Raw genomic sequence first — 20,312 nt, forward strand, 5'->3', positions numbered from 1 at the left:
CGGCATGCTGGGGGCACGCTAAAGTGCACAATTCATTCGGGTGGGAGCTACAGCGCGGGGGCTATAAATAATAAAGCTCCGATAGAAATTTATCGGAGCTTTATGACTATTCAATGATAAAGATGGCGCTGATTAGTGTATGCACACCGCATACACATTTGCCGTACTCACATTGACATTACTCTGAGGATTTCCTCTTATCAAATCATATGTTTTCCCGACACCACCCGCAATATCAGTAGGCGTTTGCTCAACCCAGGCCTGCCTTGCAACCAGCCCGGCATAGGCCGGATAACGGTTAGCGTCCCCCCACAGCATACGCACATTCTGCAATACGCTCTGATCAGCCGCCAACGCCCCGCCCTGAGCAATACAGTAGGTTCTCGCCGCCGAGTAATTTCTTTGCGTGGCGAACTCTGGTCGCACAAATACGGCCGGCGTATTCAGCGTATAAGAGGCCGTTTGTCCATCCTCAGGAGAGGTGACCTGGATCGTCGCGTCACCGGCGGAATCCAGCGTAATCAGGCCACTATCATTGACGGTCGCGCTTGCAGCGGAAGACGCATATTGCAGTCCCGCACCACCGCCTCGGACCACCAGCTGAATTTGCCCCCCTTCTAACCAGACGCTCGGCACCGAGGTTCCACCAGAACCAGGAATCAATACGCCGGTGATCTCCAGAACCGCGTTAAATGTCACCGTCTTCGTCGCTGGCGTCCCCCCCGCCGTAGTGGCGGACACGGTCGCCTGACCTGCAGTCACGCTGGTCAGAATGACCCGGGCGGTACCATCAGCCTCCGTAGTCACATCGGTTGCCGATAAAGTCCCTCCCGACGTCGCAAAGGTCACCGGGATCCCAGCAGCGGGTGCACCATCACGCATTACCGTTGCAGTGAACGTGACTCCACTGGTGCCATTTGCTACGGCAAACTCATTATCGGCGGTCAGCGTTGCCACGCTGGGATTATTGCTAAAGTTGACCGGGCTGGCATCCAGCGCCGTCGTCATCTCGGCCGTTTTGGCGGAGACGATGACGTTATTGGCCACCGCGTTAGAGGTCAGACTGACCGTGACACGACCCGCGGCATCCGTCACCGCCTTGGTCGCGCTCAGCGTCCCCGCCGTCGTAGTAAAGTTGACCTCTACGTTAGGCTGCGCAATATGGTTCTGAGTGACCTCGACGGTGTAGGTAATCGCATCGACGCCGTCGGGCAACGCCTGAGTTTTATCCGCCGTGATACTGCTGACAACGGTAGGCTCGACGTTAACGAAGTTGACCGGGCTGGCATCCAGCGCCGTCGCCATCTCGGCCGTTTTGGCAGAGACGATGACGTTATTGGCCACCGCGTTAGAGGTCAGACTGACCGTGGCACGGCCCGCGGCATCCGTCACCGCCTTGGTCGCGCTCAGCGTCCCCGCCGCCGTAGTAAAGGTGACCTCTACGTTAGGCTGCGCAATATGGTTCTGAGTGACCTCGACGGTGTAGGTAATCGCATCGACGCCGTCGGCCAACGCCTGAGTTTTATCCGCCGTGATACTGCTGACAACGGTAGGCTCAACGTTAACGAAGTTGACCGGGCTGGCATCCAGCGCCGTCGTCATCTCGGCCGTTTTGGCGGAGACGATGACGTTATTGGCCACCGCGTTAGAGGTCAGACTGACCGTGGCACGGCCCGCGGCATCCGTCACCGCCTTGGTCGCGCTCAGCGTCCCCGCCGTCGTAGTAAAGGTGACCTCTACGTTAGGCTGCGCAATATGGTTCTGAGTGACCTCGACGGTGTAGGTAATCGCATCGACGCCGTCGGGCAACGCCTGAGCTTTATCCGCCGTGATACTGCTGACAACGGTAGGCTCAACGTTAACGAAGTTGACCGGGCTGGCATCCAGCGCCGTCGTCATCTCGGCCGTTTTGGCAGAGACGATGACGTTATTGGCCACCGCGTTAGAGGTCAGACTGACCGTGGCACGGCCCGCGGCATCCGTCACCGCCTTGGTCGCACTCAGCGTCCCCGCCGCCGTAGTAAAGGTGACCTCTACGTTAGGCTGCGCAATATGGTTCTGAGTGACCTCGACGGTGTAGGTAATCGCATCGACGCCGTCGGCCAACGCCTGAGTTTTATCCGCCGTGATACTGCTGACAACGGTAGGCTCGACGTTAACGAAGTTGACCGGGCTGGCATCCAGCGCCGTCGCCATCTCGGCCGTTTTGGCAGAGACGATGACGTTATTGGCCACCGCGTTAGAGGTCAGTTTTACGGTAGCTACACCATCTGCGCCCGTCGTCACTCGAGGCGAACTCAGCGAACCCGCCGTCGTCGTCACATCAACATCAGTGTTAGCCTGGGAAACCCCATTTTTACTCACGCGAATGGTATAGCTGATAGCATCGGTACCATTTGCCAACGCCGTCGACTTATCCGCCGTAATCTCATGAACAACAATAGCGCCGCCCGCAATAAAGTTAACGGGGGCAGCTGCGAGAGGTGCTGACATATCTGCCGTCTTTGCTGCAACAACCACTTCACCCACTTCAGTTGCAGTCAAACGAACCATCGCTCGCCCTTGAGCATCGCTCTTTGCCTGAACGGTACTTAATGTGCCAACACCGCGCTGAATAGAGAAATCGACATCCACATTTGCCTGTGGTTTTCCTCCCGACTGTACCAATGCGGTATACGTAATCTCATCCGTGCCATCTGCAATCGCTGATATTTTATTTGCAGTCAACGTATCGACGATCGTGCCACCGCTGCCAGAATCCGACAATACAGTGACCAACAAAACCGCCACATTCGATATGTTCCCCTGAGAGTCAATCGCGCGTGCATTGACTTGATAGGTATTATTGCCATTCTTGATGTATTTTGGGAATTCAAGCTGGTAACCTTCCCCCACCTTATTAATCTTCCCACCATACCTCACTAGCTCGACATCATGCCAATCAATCCGGCTAACCGCATGCTTGCTTTTTACTGAGTAGGTAATACTCCGAACTGTCCCCTCGAGACCTGACATTCCATCCGGAATAGTCAGCGAAATGACATCCTGCTTTTTATAATCTAATACGATATTATTATTACGCTGTACTAGATCATAACGACTGCCCTGCAGACTACGCAGATTCGCGACGTTCTGTGGCGATATTTGTTGCTGCCAAGAGTCACCAAAACGATAGTTAAATTGTAAGGAATACAGCGTATCATTCCGCCCCCCCGCGCCCAACCGGTAGTCTGCGCCGAAGGTCACCAAGGGGATCGGTGTATAATTCACCCCCATCGTAAATGCTGAAGGATTAGACTGCTTACTATCGCGATCAAAAAGTGCAACATTATTACCATAATATTGCTCAAAAATAAGTTTTGTCCCGAGTGCAGGGTAACTTGGCAAGTAAGCATTCACACGAAGATCAAACCCATTCGCTGGACGCTCATAATAATCACTCTGATCATAAGACTGATGCCAGCCGGATAACCTAAAATAGGTATTTAAGCTCGTTTTTAAATAATCACGCCAGTACTCAATCCCGACCCCCAGACGTGAATTGTTCCCTGAGATATCCTGATCGATAAAAGTGTTATAGCCAACCATTCCATGATCAAAAAAGAAACGCTGCCCACCACCCACGTTTGCTGTAAAGCGGGAGTTAATATAACGAGCACCAACCTGGCTAAACGCCAGCATCGCAGGGGTATCATAAAAAGGCAGTAGCCAATCCAGAGAAGAGCCATCCCAGCCATTTCCGGCCTGCAGGTTCACTTCAGCAGTACCAAACTGACTCATCCAGGCTTGAAGAGCACCGCTGGCCTGCCCGCTAGCCATTGCCAACGCCATGCTCCCGGTTTGCTGACCATTCAACGTCTGCGCTGACGTTGGCTGCGCACGCCCCCCATACAGTCTATCGGCCGAAACTGTACTCCCTACTTCGCTCGGTTGCCACAGTACAGAGCGCTCGCCCGGCATGCCCTGACGAACAGTTTGAAAGTTATCGGTCATCTCTATTGACCCCAGCGCAGGGAGTCCATCCAAAGCACCCAATGACTTCAACGGCAAACGCAGTATATCCCCGCTCCCCGCACTCAGCATCGACTGACGACTGGAGTAATAAGATTTATTAATTGACCAAATCGCATCAATACTAATGCCATTCTTTTTGGCGATATAGGCAGCATTCTCTCCTTTCTTTAAAGTATAATAGATAATATTACCGGAGTTAATATTACTATTAGGAATCAGCTTACTATCTTGGTACAGAGTGTAATAATTTGTTTGCCCAGCATAAGCAACACAAACAAAAGATAATAAAATAAATATAAAAAACAATATGTTTTTTATTTTACTTTTTAGTACACCCCCACTCATAAATGAATATTCACTCATTTATACACCCTCAATCTATTTTCACCTGAGCACATTCAAAAAAAGCACGTAGCTAACGCGCAGAAAAATAGTTCTTTATTTCCATTTTTTCGAATGGGGAAACGTTAAGTAAATCATTCTTTAGCTCAATCCCTTGGTTATGAAATACCAAGTAAAGGTTTTCCATCGCATTTACAACATGCTCTATCTCATTTTCCAATTTATCGGTGGTACAGTGATCTAAATTAACACGTAGTGCTAATAGCAACGACTCAGAGCCTGACTCATAGCACAAGTGAGGCCCCCCACTCTCAGCGAACCACAGATTGGCGTTAAGAATCTCTAAAGCAAAGCCCTGTTCATTAATGGGAAACTTACCGCATACCCCATAGATCATCATGTGCTCATCACTAGCATCCGATAAAGAAACACAATAGAGATCATCAATAAAAAAGGAGCATAACTTATATTCATTAAAGCAAAGCCCATCGATACCAACGCGTTTCGATAGACTCTCAAGCAGTACCTGAGCGCGAGATGACATAACTGTCCCTATAAATAATTGATCAATGCATTTAATAAATTAATATTGCGAGATATTAATTGGCGATATTTGGAAAACCGTTAATAAATTATGGTATATATTACTTATACTAAGCGGTCATGACCGGTGGCATGACCCGCTAGCGAGGTTTGACTCGCACTGTCCCACGTGGAAGAGGCTGCACTCCATTCGCCCCTCTGTAACCCCTGATATATCCCTCCCACTGCGCCAGGCTCCCTCGGCGGTTGATCTAGCACTACCGCTCTCGGAAAGGTAAACCTCTCACTACGAGTCCCCGTCTCCGTCCGGTTACCCACCGGTGGCTCAGCCTGTGGCATTGCACGATGGAGTTCCATCGCCCCCTCATGTGTCTCCTTATTTCGCCGATACAGCACACCAGCCGCCGTAAATCCCCCCGCGCCGATCAAGGCTGCCGCCCCGTAGCCAGCGCCGCCGGAAATGGCCAGCTCTTTATCCCGCTTTTCCTGTTGCGTATCGTGTCGTTCTTGCGCGGCCACATTATCAGTAATAGCCTGCTGTTTAGCTGCCTCTCCGGCCTCCAGCGCCTTAACCTCGATCTCCGCGGCCACATTATCTAGCAGTATCCCGGTCGGCCGCTGATTACCCATCTCATCAACCTCAACCTTCTGATTGGCAGGATCCTTCAGCGCCTCACTCGTTAACTCATTTCTCGTATTCGTTACGGCATCCTGCTGCGCCTGATTAGGATCGACCATCAGAGCATCATCCGGTGCAGGAGTGATAGCAAACGCCTGAGACAACCCGGTTGCCAGCGCAGTAAGCCCCACGGCTGCCGCCGTGCCAAGCGCTACATATAAGTGGCTTCGACTCATTGCTGGAGGGTTAACCGCTATTTCAACAAGTCGGGTACGCGTTAGCCCTCTTAGCCTTTCTCCCCCCTCAGTCTGCGGACCCTGATTTATAGTATCGACCTGGCCAGCAAGCGCCTGAGTCGCTGCAGACCTCCTCGGTTCACTCGGAGCAGTATTAGTTTGGCCCGTGGCCCCGAGCTCACTATGGGATGAATGCAGGAAACCCGTTCCTCCCGTCATCTCGCGGTCTACGCCCGTTCGATTTCCAAGCGAATGCTCAAGCTGCCCTCTAAACAGGCTAGAATCCAGAGGCGATACTCCTCCTGGCCTATCGCTTAGTCCCTGTCCCCGCTCTAACGTCTGCCTAACGGAAATAACCTCGGAACTCTCTCCGGCCAGCGAGACCAGGGGATGGGAACGCGATCCACCAATAAAAACAAAATTAGCCTCGGGATCGGGACTTAAACTATTCAATGCATACTGTTCATCTTGCGGTAAGAGCACCGCCATCTCATGTTGCCCCCTAGTACTAACGGCCTCAACGTTTCCCTCGGGCGTAGTTCTACGAGAAAATGTCGCATTACCGACACGCTCAAATAGCATGTTGAGCGACATTCCCTTTATCGCCTCAAAGCTATCTTGCGCGGTGTACGCATTAGTATGGCGATAGACAGGATCGCTCCCTCTGGAAGGCTGTAACGCCACAGGAGAGCTAGGCAGACCTGGCAGTTGGCCTCCATCTCTTGCTGAAGAATCAGCGTTAACAGCTATAGCCCTATCCCCCAAGCGCCCCAAATTAGCCGTATTTTGGGTTCCTGATTCAGAAGGGGCATAAGGATTGACTAGAGGAGAGTTTGCAGCAGACTCCAGCTTCATAATATCTACCTCATTATGACTATATTAATATGCTTTAAAAATAGGTATTAATCACATTATTTATCAGTTATGATAAATAATTACAACATAATCCTCGCGATCTTATTACAACCATGATCATACAGTATGAAAATACGCCTGCAAGAGGAAAAACAGCAGAAAAATAAAATCACAACCAATTGATTTTTATCATGAAAAAAAACCAACAACCAACAAACTCAATAGCAAATAGAAAATAATAAATAAAAAACAAATTCACCAGTCATAAATATCACTACTAACCGAAGATTAAACAAAAAAAAGAAAACAAGATAAAAGCAATACATTATTAATATCGGTATTCATTATTCCGTTTTTTTAATAAAGTGATTTTCACTAAACGGCAGAGAATAAATCACCGGAACCTACCCCAAAATCCTGCTCCATTCAGAAACAGAATGCCGGCATGATAAACACTCCCCCGAACGAGGTGGTGCCGATGAAAAAATCACGATTTACCGAAGAGTAGATTTTCTTTGCCCTGAAGCAGGCTGAGCTGGGGACGTCCGTGCCGGGTGTCTGCCGTAAGCTGGGAGTTTCTGATGCCACGCTCTATATCTATGGACTACCTCCGTTTTGCAAGTACTGAATCTGGTTTTGGGTTGTCGCTTACATCTATCCGGCATCAGGAAAATCTGTGCCCAAATGGATAATTCGCACACAATCGCCTCAACAACTGGACGGCCTCTGAGGCCAGTATAAAAATCAGGTTCCGATTGTGCAGGTGCAACCTGTCACCATTTCTCAGTACGCTGCAACTTTTTCTGGCAGGGGATTAATTTCACACTACCTGATACTCGGTCTCATTTCTCAGCATCGACCAGATTATTCGCGCGTTTTTGTTAGCGACCGCTACGGTCGTTTTATTAAATCCGCGCTGTTCCTTTAACTGGTTAACCCACTGATTCATATAGCCATCATTGTTATTTGTGGCAACCCTGACGACAGCGCGGGCACCATGAATAAAAAGAGTCCGCAGATGCTTGTCGCCTTTTTTCGTCATATTCATCAGCACCTGCCTGTCGCCACTCGAATGCTGGCGTGGAACCAGACCCAGCCATGCAGCAAAGTGGCGGCCATTCTTAAATTCAGTTCCTTTGCCAATAGCAGCAACAACGGCCGTAGCCGTTTTAGGGCCAATGCCTTTAACTCTGGCGATACGCTGACAGGCTTCTGATTGCCTGAATACTGTTTCAATTTCCTTATCAAAAAAATGGATCCGACGCTCGAGATCGTTAAAGAGATCATAGAGCTCGGCAATTGTTCTGCGCATACGGGAACTTAGACCGTTTTCTGCATCTTCAAGGATAAGAGGAATAGCCCGGCGAGCTCTGGAGACAGCACTGCCAATGGGGATCCCCCGGTCAAGTAACAGCCCTCTTATTTGACAGACTGTAGCAGTGCGGTGATTGACAATACGCTGCCTTGCCCGGTGTAAAGCCTGGATATCCTGCTGTTCGGGGCTTTTTGGCGGCACGAACTGCATTGTCGGTTGCATCAGAGCCACTGCGATGGCCTGTGCATCATTACCATCATTTTTTTGCCCGCGGACAAAGGGTTTTACATACTGAGGACTGATGACCTTTACTTTGTGCCCCAGTTTCTCAAACTCACGCTGCCAGTAAAATGCCCCGGTGGACGCTTCGATCCCAATCAGACATGCAGGAATATTTGCCAGCGTCTGGAGCAATTCTTTTCGGCCAGTTCGTTTCGTATAAACCGGTTTGCCGGCCTGGTTTAACCTGCAGAGTTGAAAAACATTTTTAGCCAGATCAATACCCAGAAATACGATATTCATGGTGATTCTCCTGGTAAGCACATTTCGTACAGTTAACCGCAGCGGGAGGAGGTAGTCCATCCCATTACATGGCGCAAAAAATATGGCGGGATTTCTCCTTCAGAACTGAAGAATATGCGGCAGTTGGAAAAGGTAAATCTGCGGCTAAAGAGGCGGGTTGCCGATCTCAACCTCGACAAAGCCATGCTGCAGGACATATTGGCAAAAAAGCGCTGACGCTGGCACGTCTGCGTGAATGGCCCCGGGACCTGCAAGCACGCTACGGGGCCAGCGAGAGGCAGGTCTGCTTTGCACAACAGGTCAGCAGCAGCTCTTTCCGTTGCCGCTTTGTGGCAGCAGACGACAGTGCGCTACGCCTTCGAATCAAGGAGATCATCGAAACCCGGATCCACTATCGCTATCGCCGGGTTCATGTCATGCTCAGGCGGGAGGGCTTGGTGGGATAATCACAAACGCATTTATCGACTCTACAGTGAGCAGGGCCTGTCCCTGCGTCTCAAACGCCCACGCCGCAATAAATCGGCACAGCGTCGACAGCCGCTGCCTCAGGGACTGTATCCAAACTACGTGGAGCATGGATTTTGTCTCTGACGCCCTGTTTGACGGGCGGCGACAGCACCGGCTGACCGCTATCGACCTTTACACCCGCGAATGTCTGGAAATATGCGCGATATAGAATCTGCGTTCGACAGAAATAGCTGGAATATTGGGATGCTGGGATGCTGGGATGCTGGGATGCTGGGATGCTGGGATGCTGGGTAGCATAGCGCTCAGGCGTCTTTGACTGCAGTTGCTGAAAACCGATAACGGCCCTGAATTTGCAGGGAAAATATTGAACAAATAGGTGTATGAAAAAGGGATCAGGCTCGACTTCTCACGCCCAGAAACAGCGATGGACAACGCGACGCTGGAATCCTTCAACGGAAGGTTGGTTGGTTGGTTGGTTGGTTGGTTGGTTGGTTGGTTGGTTGGTTGGTTGGTTGGTTGGTTGGTTGGTTGGTTGGTTGGTTGGTTGGTTGGTTAAGGCAGGAATGCCTGAATGAGAACAGGTTCATGTCTCTAGAGGATGCACGGTGCAAAATTGAGGCCGGCCGCATACACGATAGTCAGAGTCATCCCCATTGTGCACAGAGCTGGACGCCCCGCCAAATTTACTGAAAAATCTGCCGGTTGCCAGAATATGCAGCCAGAATGAGGCCAGTTATTCCTAATTATGAGTGGATCACATACGGGGAGCCGGTCATGCTAAAAACATCTATATTGATATCATATCAAGACCAATAGTTGTAATTGACAAGCACCATAAAAATCATTTCCTATAATGCCCAGAAACACTAAGCTAGCACTAACCAAATGATTTAACGAAACTTTTAATAAAAATTTATTTTAGTTTGAATTTAGTATTGACTTCCGAGAAGTCCATACATTAGAAATGACATAACAAGATATGGATACATTGTTACTACTTATTAATTAACTTAATAAATCTATCTAAGGGGAAAAACATGGACAATAGCCAAGCAAGCAACTACACACAGCTCATAAAAGAAATTGAACAGTTGACTAAGGAGGCCCAACGCCTGCGAGACCAGGAAATTCATAATGTTATCAATACAATACAACAGCAAATCTCCGAGTATAATATTACACCATCTGAACTAGGGTTCCATCCTGAAATCCTCAGTCCGGCATCGAAGAAGATGTTGGAACGAAAAAGCTATTACCGTAATGCTGATGGGCAAACCTGGTCCGGAGTCGGAAGACAACCGAAGTGGCTTAAAATTGCATTAGATCACGGGCATAAAAAGGAGGATTTTTTAGTTTGCAATCAATCCACAAACTGTTTTTCCAGTGAATTAAATCAATCAAATAAAACAGATGATGGACAATTATGATATCGATTACATTACTTGAGGATATAATTATAGAGGATCCTGAACAGTCGACATCTGAACTTATCAAAACACTAGAGTATGAGATAGAAAAAAACAATCATGAAATGAAAATGATAAAATGCAATGCGGAGTATAAAAAAAGAGATAAGCTAAACATTGCATATTTATCAGCAATATCAACAATTACCACAATAAAGTCGAGAATCAAAAATGAAAAAAACAGATAATCAATTAATAAAAAAAACAGTAATTATGCAAAAAATGGATCAGGAAATTAAAATTATCAATGAGATGATAAAGTCATTTGATCACATAATGGAGCACATTAAAGTATTGGAGAATCAAGCCAAGACAGATCCCCAGGCACAACAGAAATTGAATAAACTCATTCATGGTTATCAACATGGAGAGGAGAGAATTCTATACGAAAGAGCCATGTTCAATATAGATAAACTAATCAATAATCCAAGCGCTAGCCTCCCCAACAATACAAATAAAAGGCGCAAAATTAAAAACATCATATGAATGGAATAAAAAAAAACGAGGTAAGTTTTTACTCGCTAATAGAAAATCCGATCGAATATATTCATCCTGAGTGGATCTCTAAATTCATTGAATTACCAAAAGATGGAATTCAAAAACTAATTAAAGAGTCGAATACAAAAAGGAAAATCAATAAAGTAATAAGAAACCAACTCACACCATCAGGAGGAACATATACGCTCCATGGTTCTTTTGTCTATCAAGCCATAGGTAAACTAGACATAATTATGGTCTGTGTTGCACTATTAGATATTCGTTGCCCAGACTATTTGTTTATTAGCCAATATAGAGAAAAAATAAAATACTTTATCGGAGAGCAAAATCTTACACAGTTAACTTTTTATTGGAAAAATGGACAGAGTGAACCCAACACATCCCCTGAGGATATTATCAAACACCTAACTAGATATGGGGTAACAATATTTGAAACTTTATTTCCCGACGATCTTGCGTGGAAAATAGCAAAGTATTACTTTCCTAAAGGTTACACCAAAATAACATTATCTAATAGTGATCACATATCATTAATTATACAACTAAATAAATTATTATTTAAAAATGAAAACAACACGCTACAGAAAAATAAAATTGAGTAATTTTAATGAAAAAAAACACTTAAGCGCCAGTGAGATCAGTATATTAAATATTGAAAATAACAACATTAAAGAATCTAGAGAAACAGCATGCAATATATTATTATCAGCAAGAAAAAAGAAACATCAGATAAAAGCAAACATTCGCAGAAGACTCGCAATTAGACTATGGAGATATCGTAACAATATTAACACGCATTATCAAATGAGATTTAATGAAAAAATAAACCAATCCATTCAACTACTACTCGATACTCAGAATGCTGAGCGTTATCTTTTTCTAAAAGCCATAGAGCAGGCGCAGTTATCATTGAGCCGCGCACTCCCTGAACTTTTGGCTAAACGCATCGACTGGCCACAAATTCTATCAGAAATAATTAGTGACGAAATTAAAAAAAACAAGTTAAATGGAGATATAGAAATAACAAAGAACGAAAATCTCATAATTAATACAGATAGTATTAATGCAACGATTACTAATGATAGCAACATGGACATCGATACCATAGTAATGGAAAATCAATATATAAGAATAACACTATCGCCCAAAAAACAAATAGAAAACGCGTTAGCAAACTTCAAACTAAAATATAACACTTTATTAGACGAATAATAAACCATGACACAACTTATATCTATAGGAAGTCAGCCTATCACGCTGATCGTTATATTCTTCCTCCTATCACTGCTTCCGATTTTCGTTGTCATAGGAACCTCATTTCTTAAGATTGTCATCATATTAGGCATCCTTAAAAATGCTCTTGGAATCCAGCAAGTACCTCCTAATATGGCGATTACCTCAGTAGCTTTAACATTAACCATATTTATAATGTCACCAACAATACTTCAAGTAAAAAAAAATCTAGAAACAAACCCCATAGATATAAACAACAATAACTACTTCGAGAGTGTAGATAAAAACATACTCTCACCTTATAAAGACTTCCTAATAAAAAATACAGATGTAAAAAAAATCGACTTCTTTGAGAAAAAAGCACAGGAAAAATGGGGTGCACACAGTGATGTAGCATCTAAAGAGTCTATATTCATTCTTCTTCCCGCCTTTACATTGGGGCAGCTTGAATCTGCTTTTAAGATAGGATTTTTGCTCTATCTTCCTTTTATTGCAATAGATTTAATTATATCAAATATCCTATTGGCATTAGGTATGATGATGGTCTCACCAATAACCATTTCAATTCCATTTAAAATATTATTATTTATATTGATTGGTGGTTGGCAAAAATTATTCGAATACCTTCTGGTGGTTAATTAATGAACAGTGGAACATTAGTTCAAGTCAGTATAGAAATGCTATGGGTGGTACTATTATTATCGCTTCCAACAGTAGCTGCTGCCTCTATCGTTGGTATATTAATAAGCCTAATTCAAGCACTCACTCAACTTCAGGACCAAACTTTACCCTTCTTACTAAAGATATTAGCTGTATTTGCCACACTAGCACTTACATACCATTGGATGGGGAATGTCATTCTTAATTTTTCATCATTAATTTTTGAACACCTTAATCTATTGGTAAAATGATGAAAGATACTGTTGACATCATCATCACTATATTTATATGTATATTACGCCCTTTGGGCGCATTCCTAATTATTCCCATCTTTTCTTTGGGAAACTTCCTGTCACCGCTAATCCGGAATGCATTCACATTAGCAATATCACTCCCAATAATACATCAAAATATAAATATCACTGAGGTTATGCCACATGAGATATCGTCTTTATCTCTATTTGTACTAAAAGAATTAATGATTGGATTCTTTATCGGACTATCGTTTACTATCATCTTCTGGGCTATAGACTCCGCAAGCCAACTTATTGATACCTTGCGCGGTTCAACCATCGCTTCAATACTTAACCCTGCAATAAACGATTCCTCATCTGTAACCGGTGTATTTTTATATCATTTTGTTAATATTATTTTTATAATACATGGAGGTATAGAAGATATACTCAGCACATTATATTCATCATACCAAACATTACCCATATCACAATCTATTGAAATCAACGGTCAGCTCATTAGTTTCATATACTCCTTATGGAACTCATTTTTAAAACTTCTGGTTAGCTTCTCAATTCCTATGATCGTCGGTATTTTGCTGACAGATATAGCCTTTGGATTCTTGAATAAAACGGCACAGCAGCTAAACGTATTCACGCTATCGTTACCGATTAAAAGCTTAATCGCATTCTTTATTTTAATCATTGTACTTCATACATATCCATCCTTAGTAAAAGAAGCAATAGCGCTCAATAAAAACTTAATTACCTTACTACTAGAGAAAGCTATATGAGTGAAAAAACAGAAAAGCCGACAACAAAAAAATTACGGGATCTAAAAGAGAAAGGCGATGTTATAAAAAGTGAAGAGGTTGTTTCAGCCGTACAATCTATATTTATATTTACATATTTATATCTGTATGGTAATTCATTTTTATCTGAAATAATAGAACTAATAAATACATCTATCGAGTCAATTAACTATGAATTATCTTATTCCGCTGGAAAAATTACTGGAATGGCATTAGACTTATCAATAAAATACATACTCCCTCTAGTTGCAGTTATTTTTATCGGTGACATCCTCTCTATAGTTTCACAAATTGGATTTATTTTTGCAGTTGAAAAAATCAAGCCGAGCCTGCAAAAACTTAGCGTTAAAAATAACATAAAAAATATTTTTTCACTTAAAAATGTCTTTGAGCTTTTAAAATCAATATTAAAGTTAGCCTTCATTAGCCTAGTTAGCTACATCATAATTCGTGAGCACGTACGCGATTTCTCAAATTTACCATATGCCTCTAATACAGTAGCATTTGATTATTCTTTTTATATTATTTCACTCCTTTGGAAAGGAATACTAGTCGGTTATCTTATCTTTTCCATATTTGATTTTTGGTTCCAAAGAAGAAATGGAGAAAAGAAAATAATGATGACTAAAGATGAAGTAAAGCGTGAATCAAAAGATAGCGATGGCAACCCAGAAGTAAAATCAGAAAGAAAAAAAATCCATGCGGAAATACAAAGTGGAAGCCTGGGTAACAACGTACGAAAATCAACAGTAATAGTAAAAAACCCCACACATATTGCTGTATGCATATACTATAAATTAGGTGAGACCCCCGTCCCTCAAATATTAGAAATAGGCATAGGGAAGTTAGCCTTACATATACTAAAAATAGCTGAAGATAATAACATACCCATAGTTGAAGAGATTTCCTTAGCACGAGGAATCCATGCCAATATAGCTCCCGGAGATTATATTACAGAAGATTTTTTTGAACCTGTAGCGGAAATACTTCGTATAGCCATGAATCTAGATTATTGAGGCCCTTTCGGACTTATTTTTTGATAGGACTCAAATACTAGCCTTGCATACTTTTCTTTGTTAAGAATAGAGGTTAAACTCTTCCCGTACCCCGCATTATATGCCCCAACAGATTCCCATGTTGCACCATTACTTTTTATGTTCATAGCAAGGATATAGGCTCCTACGAAAATATTAACACAGGGATCATTAATAAGATCATCCTCTGTAATTCCCATTTTTTTTAATTTTTCAAAATGAAATGAATTTATTTGCATGATACCGACATCATATGTTCCATTCGCATTCATCTTACTGACCACATGACTTGATAAATTTGACTCTTGTATCGCTATAGCTTTCAATAAAATTGGTGAGATATTATAACTTTGTCCAGCCCGAACGAAGCAATCATTTAAAAAATCACTTTTAGCCGCATAAGCCGATGAAAATGAAAAAACGAAAAGACAAATAAAAATAAAATTACGCATATCATTAATCACTCAAGGTTAAGTAATTCAACATAAAACGCATCATTTATTTTAACCAACTCACCTTCAGCTATACAAGATTTACCATTTATAATTTTCACATTAGGGAAATACATTATTTTATTGTAATTAACAGCCCCGCTAACTAAGAATCGATCAAGCTCACTGATGTTTAATGTAACCTTGCCTACGCAATAATAATACATATGTTCATAATCATGGGCATCATCTAAAACTATAGCAGCCGGTGAATATAATGTCTCAATAATATTCAACTTACTATTCTCAACGCGAACAATACCAAGTGGAGAGCCGTAAGAAATCCAAACCTGATCATCGTCAATATTTGATATATTATTAACTCTTATCGCGCCACCTAACTCCAACTGACTTATCACAATTTCATCATATCCAATAGCAAGATAAAACTCAAAATCAAATAGCTTAAATTGACCATAAGGATATATTTCAGAATCACCATTCCCAAAAAAAGACAAAAAAGATAATGGAGTGCTAAGCATAACCATGGCTATATTTTTATCCTCTGAGTTTATTGTTGCCTGTGGATAAAAACCATCTAACAGCACCAGAGTAGTTATTTGCTTTATAATAATTTTATGCCCGAAAAAAAAATCACCGAGTACCCATGTAGCAAGAATATCCTTCAAACTAATGGGAATAGCCTCAATGTCAGAAAAATGTACAATGTCATTACACCATTCTAACCACTCCGACTCCGAAAACCAAATCTGACCTGGCACGCTATCAACAACCAAATCGATTACAACCCCCCGCCCTGCACCGTGAGAGAAATGGAGATAAATAGATCCGCTCTCATCACGATGATATACTCTCCCACTACCAATTTTAGAAAAAAGGCTTAAATACTCTAATTTAATCATAATAAGTTATACCAAATTGAATAGAACATGAGTCAAAAATATTTTTTATTTTTTCTATGATAATAGTAGCATTATCGATAATTACCTTATGCTCGATCCTATTGCGACTTACTTTCAGAGTGATAAATCCACCTTGGTTATTGCGTTCAATCGCAATAATAATATCTTTTAATACTCGATTATATAATCTAAAAGTTCTTATTCCATAAGGGATATGAGCGAAAAGGTTGTCTCCAGAATGAAACATCGAAAACCATAGTTCAGCACCACGAATAACCCATCGGTCAGCACTTCTTTTCTTCATTAATAAATTATAAAAAGAATCTTGCTTCTCAGTTGGAGACTCTACTGGGTAACTTTTAAAAAAAAGGTTTCTTTCTATTTTATCTATATTATTCATCATTCAGTACATACTTTATCTTTTCGATAGAAATATTAATTTTTTTTATATCTTCCGTTAGTGAGTTAATATTTTTTGATAAAACACAAATATTATTTTCACACTCTTTTTTGTCTAAAATTAACTGTTTCATATCATATTCAAAGTCAGCTTGTTTTTTACGATACTCGAATAATGATATGAACTCTATCGAAGTAAGATTATCGCAAAAATTTTTATAGACTTGAATATTGCTCGTGAGCCTACGTTGATAGGTATCCAAATCAATAAAAGCTTGTTGCTTTTGTGTTTCAACATCAGCAAGATTTTTTTTCTTTTTTAGAATTCGTCGTTTTTTTATCGCTAAAATATCATTAAGCATGATTAGCCTACCGTTCTGAATAGTTCATTTATAGTTGTATTAAATTCCATAACAGAATCAAATGGCTGACGACAAAAAGATTGAATCTGCGGCCACAGATGTATAGCGCGATCGACCTGAGGATCTTCACCATGCTTATACTCACCAATTCGCAGCAACAACTCAACATCCTTATAGGTAGCAATCATTGATTTTAGTGTAGCGGCAGCATTTGACTGCTCACGAGAGGTAACATTAATCATAATACGACTAGCACTCAAACCAACATCAATAGCAGGATAATGATTCTCTTCAGCAAGCTTCCTACTTAAAATAATATGTCCATCTAAAATAGATCTTACCTCATCAGCAATAGGATCGTTAGCATCATCATTTTCTATCAGCACGCTATAAATAGCTGTTATGGCACCAACAGCTGCAGGACCTGCCCTTTCAAGTAAGCGTGGTAAGGTAGCAAAGACGCTAGGTGGAAAACCACCGCGTATATCAGGCTCGCCAATCGATAACCCAACATCCCTAGCGGCTCGAGCATAACGAGTAACTGAATCCATTATCAATAATACATGTTTTCCCTGATCACGGAAAAACTCAGCGATCGTAGTAGCAGTAAATGCAGCTTTCATTCTTTCCAATGGTGGACGATCCGATGTAGTGACTACAAAGACAGAACGTAGCCTGGTTTCCTCTGGTAGCAAAGCAAGAAACTCATTAACCTCTCTGCCTCTTTCACCGATCAAGGCCATCACGATAATATCGGCCTGAGCACCATTACATATCATACCTAACAAGGTACTTTTCCCAACGCCAGAACCAGCGAAAATACCGATACGCTGGCCTACGCCGCAGGTTAATAATCCGTCAATCGCTTTAACGCCTACGGATAGTGGCTTATCAATAATGGCTCTTGATAACGGGTCGGGAGGCTCTCTAAATAAAGAGCGCTGATAAGGTATATTAGTCAATTTATCCCCAGCGGCCAAAGGGTGACCTAATCCATTAACAACGCGGCCCAATAAACCATAGCCCACAGAGATAAAAAATTCACTTTGATAAAAACTAAGCCACTGTCCTAAAAACATACCGCTCATGTCACAGAATGGTAAAAGTGTGACGCTCATTTCATTTATTGAGATCACTTCAGCAAATTCATCACTGGGTTTAATCTGATAGATTGAACCAATTTTCGCCAAAGGCAAATATGCCTTTATAAAAATAGCTCCAATTTCTATTATTTTACCTTCATAAGTTGCAGTATTCTCTATTGATATCACAACATCATCATGCCTCAATAGTTTTTTTATATTTTCACAACATAACTTAGGAACATATTCATTATTCATATCCATTAATTGTCCCCAAAACTTTAAGACCGATATCATTTCCTACCTCCTGAAAAGAAAGAACGGAGATAGTTGGAATTGTGCCCTCAATAAGCTTTTTCATATAACGGCGGATATCGAGCGATGTCAATATTACGCCATTAATATTACTATCGATTATAGTATTCATGCTTGCAATGAGTTGCGAACTTCTTTCAGCACTAAGGTTAAGGTAAGACCCCGAGGATGTCTGACGAATAGCCTCTCGCATTTCGTTTTCTAACTCGCTACCAATCAACCAAACGGATAGCATCTCACCATGATTACTATGTTTAGAGATAATATGTCGCCGCAATGCTACCCGAACATACTCACAAAGAATCACCACATCTTTTTCTTTTACAGACCAAAAAATTAGTGTTTCAAATATAGTACGTAAATCACGGATGGATATCTCTTCATCAACTAAGCGTTGTAATATATCTACAATCTTACTCAACCCTAACTGACGCTGTAACTCTTTCACCAACTCGCTATATTGCCTTTCCATAATATCCATAAGATATCGTGTTTCTTGCACTCCGATAAACTCTCTAGCACAGCATGAAACGATCAGTTTACTATAAAAAACAACGGCATCATTTACATTATTAACTACCTTAATACCCAATGATATTGCTATCTCCTCATTAGCCAGCGGAGTTTTATAAACCTTTCTTCCATATGGTAATAACTCCTTTTGATACTCAAACGAAAAATCATTACTGTTAGGGAAAAATATTATTTTTTCATTCTCCCAAAATGTCTTATAGACTAACTCTTGATACAGATAGACCTCTATAGCATCATCCTTGATGCTTGAGCATTCTAAAACAATCTCAGGAAGAGGAATTCCTCTTTCATCAAAAAAACGCCAGCGCATCATGTCAATAAACTGTTTTAATTCTGCGTTGAAGATTCTTGCACCTATTTTTAAACGCAGAGGGACTGCACCAGATGTCACATTTTCAGAGCCTATCCGCTCCTCAGGACCTAAAGAACTATGGCTATCAAAAACCTGTTTTTTATTAACCCGCCAACCAATAACACCCATAGCTAATGAAAGTAAAATAAAAACCAGAACAGGGAACCCTGGAATAGATGCCATCACTAGCATCAAGCCGGCACTGATAAAGAAAGGGCGACTATTCCCTGATACTTGACCAATTATATCACCCGCCAAATTATTATTAATCTCACCAGGAACTCTCGTTACTACAATACCCGCAGTCACAGAAATCAACAATGCAGGAATCTGAGCTACCAAAGCATCACCAACAGAGAGTACCGAGAAGAGCGCTAAGGCATCACTGAAACTCATGTTAAACTGCCACATACCGATCAACACACCGCCGAGGAGATTCACAACAATAATGATAATACTGGCAATAGCATCACCTTTAACAAACTTCATAGCCCCATCCATTGCGCCATAAAGTTGACTCTCTTTTTGTACCTCAGCCCGCTGTTTCTTTGCCTCCTGCGCATCAATAATACCAGCACGCATATCACCATCTATACTCATTTGCTTGCCAGGCATTCCATCAAGAGAAAAACGCGCGCCAACCTCTGCAACACGTTCAGCGCCTTTAGTTATCACTAAAAATTGCACTATTGTGATAATAACAAAAATAATCAGACCAACGACAATATTACCTCCAACGACAAAGTTACCAAATGAATAGATTATTTCACCGGCATCATGTTGTAGAAGTATCAATCGAGTGGTACTGACACTGAGAGACAAACGCATCAGAGTTGTTATCAACAGAATAGTTGGGAAGACGGATAAGTCTAGCGGTCTCTTGATGTATATAGATAGCATCAACAACAATAATGCTGTTGATATATTTATCGCAATAATTATATCAACAACAATCGTTGGCAGTGGAATGATCATCATCATTACTGCCATAAAGAAAAAAATAGCCAGAACGAGATCTTGATATTTGGAAAATGAATTCAAAAAAGAAATATAACTTTTCATTT

19 protein-coding genes and 2 pseudogenes are annotated in these 20,312 nt (G+C 42.1%); 10 read left to right on the top strand and 11 right to left on the bottom strand.

Going from position 1 to position 20,312, the window contains the following annotated elements:
• Nucleotides 1-132: 132 nt before the first annotated feature.
• From ETEE_RS19440 to ETEE_RS22325, 4 genes and pseudogenes are all read right to left on the bottom strand, one after another.
• Nucleotides 133-4,377 (bottom strand): inverse autotransporter beta domain-containing protein, encoded by a 4,245-nt coding sequence (locus tag ETEE_RS19440; protein ID WP_081926400.1) that lies wholly within the window; start codon nt 4,375-4,377, stop codon nt 133-135.
• 52 nt (nt 4,378-4,429) lie between these two features.
• Nucleotides 4,430-4,900: a CesT family type III secretion system chaperone gene (locus ETEE_RS05905; RefSeq protein ID WP_034164839.1), complete on the bottom strand. Its 471-nt coding sequence runs from the start codon at nt 4,898-4,900 to the stop codon at nt 4,430-4,432.
• A gap of 104 nt (nt 4,901-5,004) precedes the next feature.
• Nucleotides 5,005-5,682: a Tir intimin-binding domain-containing protein gene (locus tag ETEE_RS21845; protein WP_225865211.1), complete on the bottom strand. Its 678-nt coding sequence runs from the start codon at nt 5,680-5,682 to the stop codon at nt 5,005-5,007.
• A gap of 441 nt (nt 5,683-6,123) precedes the next feature.
• Nucleotides 6,124-6,609: pseudogene (locus ETEE_RS22325) on the bottom strand (Tir N-terminal domain-containing protein); the annotation flags it as partial.
• 508 nt (nt 6,610-7,117) lie between these two features.
• Between ETEE_RS22325 and ETEE_RS22245 the strand changes: the two are divergent.
• Nucleotides 7,118-7,204, top strand: a pseudogene (locus ETEE_RS22245) (transposase); the annotation flags it as partial.
• A gap of 225 nt (nt 7,205-7,429) precedes the next feature.
• On the opposite strand, the gene ETEE_RS05915 reads toward ETEE_RS22245, so the two are convergent.
• The gene (locus ETEE_RS05915) at nt 7,430-8,446 is read right to left on the bottom strand and encodes an IS110 family RNA-guided transposase (protein ID WP_034171954.1); all 1,017 of its coding nucleotides are present in this window, start codon (nt 8,444-8,446) and stop codon (nt 7,430-7,432) included.
• A gap of 68 nt (nt 8,447-8,514) precedes the next feature.
• On the opposite strand from ETEE_RS05915, the gene ETEE_RS21195 reads away from it, so the two are divergent.
• From ETEE_RS21195 to ETEE_RS05950, 9 genes are all read left to right on the top strand, one after another.
• Nucleotides 8,515-8,892, top strand: coding sequence for a hypothetical protein (locus ETEE_RS21195; RefSeq protein ID WP_144242799.1), 378 nt, complete (start codon nt 8,515-8,517; stop codon nt 8,890-8,892).
• 1,059 nt (nt 8,893-9,951) lie between these two features.
• The gene (locus tag ETEE_RS19955; protein WP_045427118.1) at nt 9,952-10,341 is read left to right on the top strand and encodes an H-NS histone family protein; all 390 of its coding nucleotides are present in this window, start codon (nt 9,952-9,954) and stop codon (nt 10,339-10,341) included.
• Between the two features lie 210 nt (nt 10,342-10,551).
• Nucleotides 10,552-10,866: a type III secretion system filament chaperone gene (locus tag ETEE_RS05925; RefSeq protein ID WP_034165269.1), complete on the top strand. Its 315-nt coding sequence runs from the start codon at nt 10,552-10,554 to the stop codon at nt 10,864-10,866.
• Nucleotides 10,863-11,480: a type III secretion system domain-containing protein gene (locus tag ETEE_RS05930; protein ID WP_034165268.1), complete on the top strand. Its 618-nt coding sequence runs from the start codon at nt 10,863-10,865 to the stop codon at nt 11,478-11,480. Before ETEE_RS05925 ends, ETEE_RS05930 begins: the two co-directional genes overlap by 4 nt.
• Nucleotides 11,473-12,090, top strand: a complete 618-nt coding sequence (locus tag ETEE_RS05935; RefSeq protein WP_144242800.1) for a hypothetical protein — start codon at nt 11,473-11,475, stop codon at nt 12,088-12,090. The genes ETEE_RS05930 and ETEE_RS05935 overlap by 8 nt, the downstream gene beginning before the upstream one ends.
• 6 nt (nt 12,091-12,096) lie before the next feature.
• On the top strand, nt 12,097-12,753 hold the full coding sequence (sctR, locus tag ETEE_RS05940; protein ID WP_081926401.1) for a type III secretion system export apparatus subunit SctR: 657 nt from the start codon (nt 12,097-12,099) through the stop codon (nt 12,751-12,753).
• On the top strand, nt 12,753-13,022 hold the full coding sequence (gene sctS / locus ETEE_RS19960) for a type III secretion system export apparatus subunit SctS (protein WP_071844113.1): 270 nt from the start codon (nt 12,753-12,755) through the stop codon (nt 13,020-13,022). The genes sctR and sctS overlap by 1 nt, the downstream gene beginning before the upstream one ends.
• Nucleotides 13,022-13,798 carry a type III secretion system export apparatus subunit SctT gene (gene sctT, locus ETEE_RS19965; protein WP_071844213.1) on the top strand — a complete coding sequence of 259 codons (777 nt, stop codon included), beginning with the start codon at nt 13,022-13,024 and terminating at the stop codon, nt 13,796-13,798. Before sctS ends, sctT begins: the two co-directional genes overlap by 1 nt.
• Complete coding sequence (locus ETEE_RS05950) at nt 13,795-14,832, top strand: EscU/YscU/HrcU family type III secretion system export apparatus switch protein (RefSeq protein WP_034165265.1); 1,038 nt, start codon at nt 13,795-13,797, stop codon at nt 14,830-14,832. The genes sctT and ETEE_RS05950 overlap by 4 nt, the downstream gene beginning before the upstream one ends.
• Here ETEE_RS05950 and ETEE_RS19970 read toward each other — a convergent pair.
• The 6 genes from ETEE_RS19970 to sctV are packed head-to-tail and all read right to left on the bottom strand — an operon-like array spanning nt 14,826 to nt 20,310.
• The gene (locus tag ETEE_RS19970; RefSeq protein WP_071844112.1) at nt 14,826-15,302 is read right to left on the bottom strand and encodes a lytic transglycosylase domain-containing protein; all 477 of its coding nucleotides are present in this window, start codon (nt 15,300-15,302) and stop codon (nt 14,826-14,828) included. The two genes, ETEE_RS05950 and ETEE_RS19970, sit on opposite strands and share 7 nt — an antisense overlap.
• Nucleotides 15,303-15,310: 8 nt before the next feature.
• Nucleotides 15,311-16,204, bottom strand: a complete 894-nt coding sequence (locus tag ETEE_RS05955) for a type III secretion system protein SepQ (protein WP_034171875.1) — start codon at nt 16,202-16,204, stop codon at nt 15,311-15,313.
• Nucleotides 16,197-16,607: a DUF1106 domain-containing protein gene (locus ETEE_RS21205; protein WP_117026446.1), complete on the bottom strand. Its 411-nt coding sequence runs from the start codon at nt 16,605-16,607 to the stop codon at nt 16,197-16,199. Before ETEE_RS21205 ends, ETEE_RS05955 begins: the two co-directional genes overlap by 8 nt.
• Nucleotides 16,597-16,965, bottom strand: coding sequence for a hypothetical protein (locus ETEE_RS05960; protein ID WP_034165263.1), 369 nt, complete (start codon nt 16,963-16,965; stop codon nt 16,597-16,599). The genes ETEE_RS21205 and ETEE_RS05960 overlap by 11 nt, the downstream gene beginning before the upstream one ends.
• Before the next feature lie 2 nt (nt 16,966-16,967).
• Complete coding sequence (locus ETEE_RS05965) at nt 16,968-18,305, bottom strand: FliI/YscN family ATPase (protein ID WP_095666575.1); 1,338 nt, start codon at nt 18,303-18,305, stop codon at nt 16,968-16,970.
• A complete protein-coding gene (gene sctV / locus ETEE_RS05970) occupies nt 18,298-20,310 on the bottom strand; it encodes a type III secretion system export apparatus subunit SctV (protein ID WP_034165276.1) in 2,013 nt (670 codons plus the stop codon). The genes ETEE_RS05965 and sctV overlap by 8 nt, the downstream gene beginning before the upstream one ends.
• Between the last annotated feature and the right edge of the window lie 2 nt (nt 20,311-20,312).

The organism is Edwardsiella anguillarum ET080813, from assembly GCF_000264765.2.
GTDB classification, from domain to species: Bacteria; Pseudomonadota; Gammaproteobacteria; order Enterobacterales; family Enterobacteriaceae; genus Edwardsiella; species Edwardsiella anguillarum.

Bases quoted from the DNA above. Each gene is read 5' to 3' on its own strand.
- ETEE_RS05915 (WP_034171954.1), bottom strand. From the start codon at position 8,446: ATGAATATCGTATTTCTGGGTATTGATCTGGCTAAAAATGTTTTTCAA.
- ETEE_RS05950 (WP_034165265.1), top strand. From the start codon at position 13,795: ATGAGTGAAAAAACAGAAAAGCCGACAACAAAAAAATTACGGGATCTA.
- ETEE_RS19955 (WP_045427118.1), top strand. From the start codon at position 9,952: ATGGACAATAGCCAAGCAAGCAACTACACACAGCTCATAAAAGAAATT.
- ETEE_RS05930 (WP_034165268.1), top strand. From the start codon at position 10,863: ATGAATGGAATAAAAAAAAACGAGGTAAGTTTTTACTCGCTAATAGAA.
- sctV (WP_034165276.1), bottom strand. From the start codon at position 20,310: ATGAAAAGTTATATTTCTTTTTTGAATTCATTTTCCAAATATCAAGAT.
- ETEE_RS05955 (WP_034171875.1), bottom strand. From the start codon at position 16,204: ATGATTAAATTAGAGTATTTAAGCCTTTTTTCTAAAATTGGTAGTGGG.
- ETEE_RS19970 (WP_071844112.1), bottom strand. From the start codon at position 15,302: ATGCGTAATTTTATTTTTATTTGTCTTTTCGTTTTTTCATTTTCATCG.
- ETEE_RS21205 (WP_117026446.1), bottom strand. From the start codon at position 16,607: ATGATGAATAATATAGATAAAATAGAAAGAAACCTTTTTTTTAAAAGT.
- ETEE_RS05905 (WP_034164839.1), bottom strand. From the start codon at position 4,900: ATGTCATCTCGCGCTCAGGTACTGCTTGAGAGTCTATCGAAACGCGTT.
- ETEE_RS05960 (WP_034165263.1), bottom strand. From the start codon at position 16,965: ATGCTTAATGATATTTTAGCGATAAAAAAACGACGAATTCTAAAAAAG.
- ETEE_RS21195 (WP_144242799.1), top strand. From the start codon at position 8,515: ATGGCGCAAAAAATATGGCGGGATTTCTCCTTCAGAACTGAAGAATAT.
- sctR (WP_081926401.1), top strand. From the start codon at position 12,097: ATGACACAACTTATATCTATAGGAAGTCAGCCTATCACGCTGATCGTT.
- ETEE_RS05965 (WP_095666575.1), bottom strand. From the start codon at position 18,305: ATGAATAATGAATATGTTCCTAAGTTATGTTGTGAAAATATAAAAAAA.
- ETEE_RS19440 (WP_081926400.1), bottom strand. From the start codon at position 4,377: ATGAGTGAATATTCATTTATGAGTGGGGGTGTACTAAAAAGTAAAATA.
- sctT (WP_071844213.1), top strand. From the start codon at position 13,022: ATGAAAGATACTGTTGACATCATCATCACTATATTTATATGTATATTA.
- ETEE_RS05925 (WP_034165269.1), top strand. From the start codon at position 10,552: ATGAAAAAAACAGATAATCAATTAATAAAAAAAACAGTAATTATGCAA.
- sctS (WP_071844113.1), top strand. From the start codon at position 12,753: ATGAACAGTGGAACATTAGTTCAAGTCAGTATAGAAATGCTATGGGTG.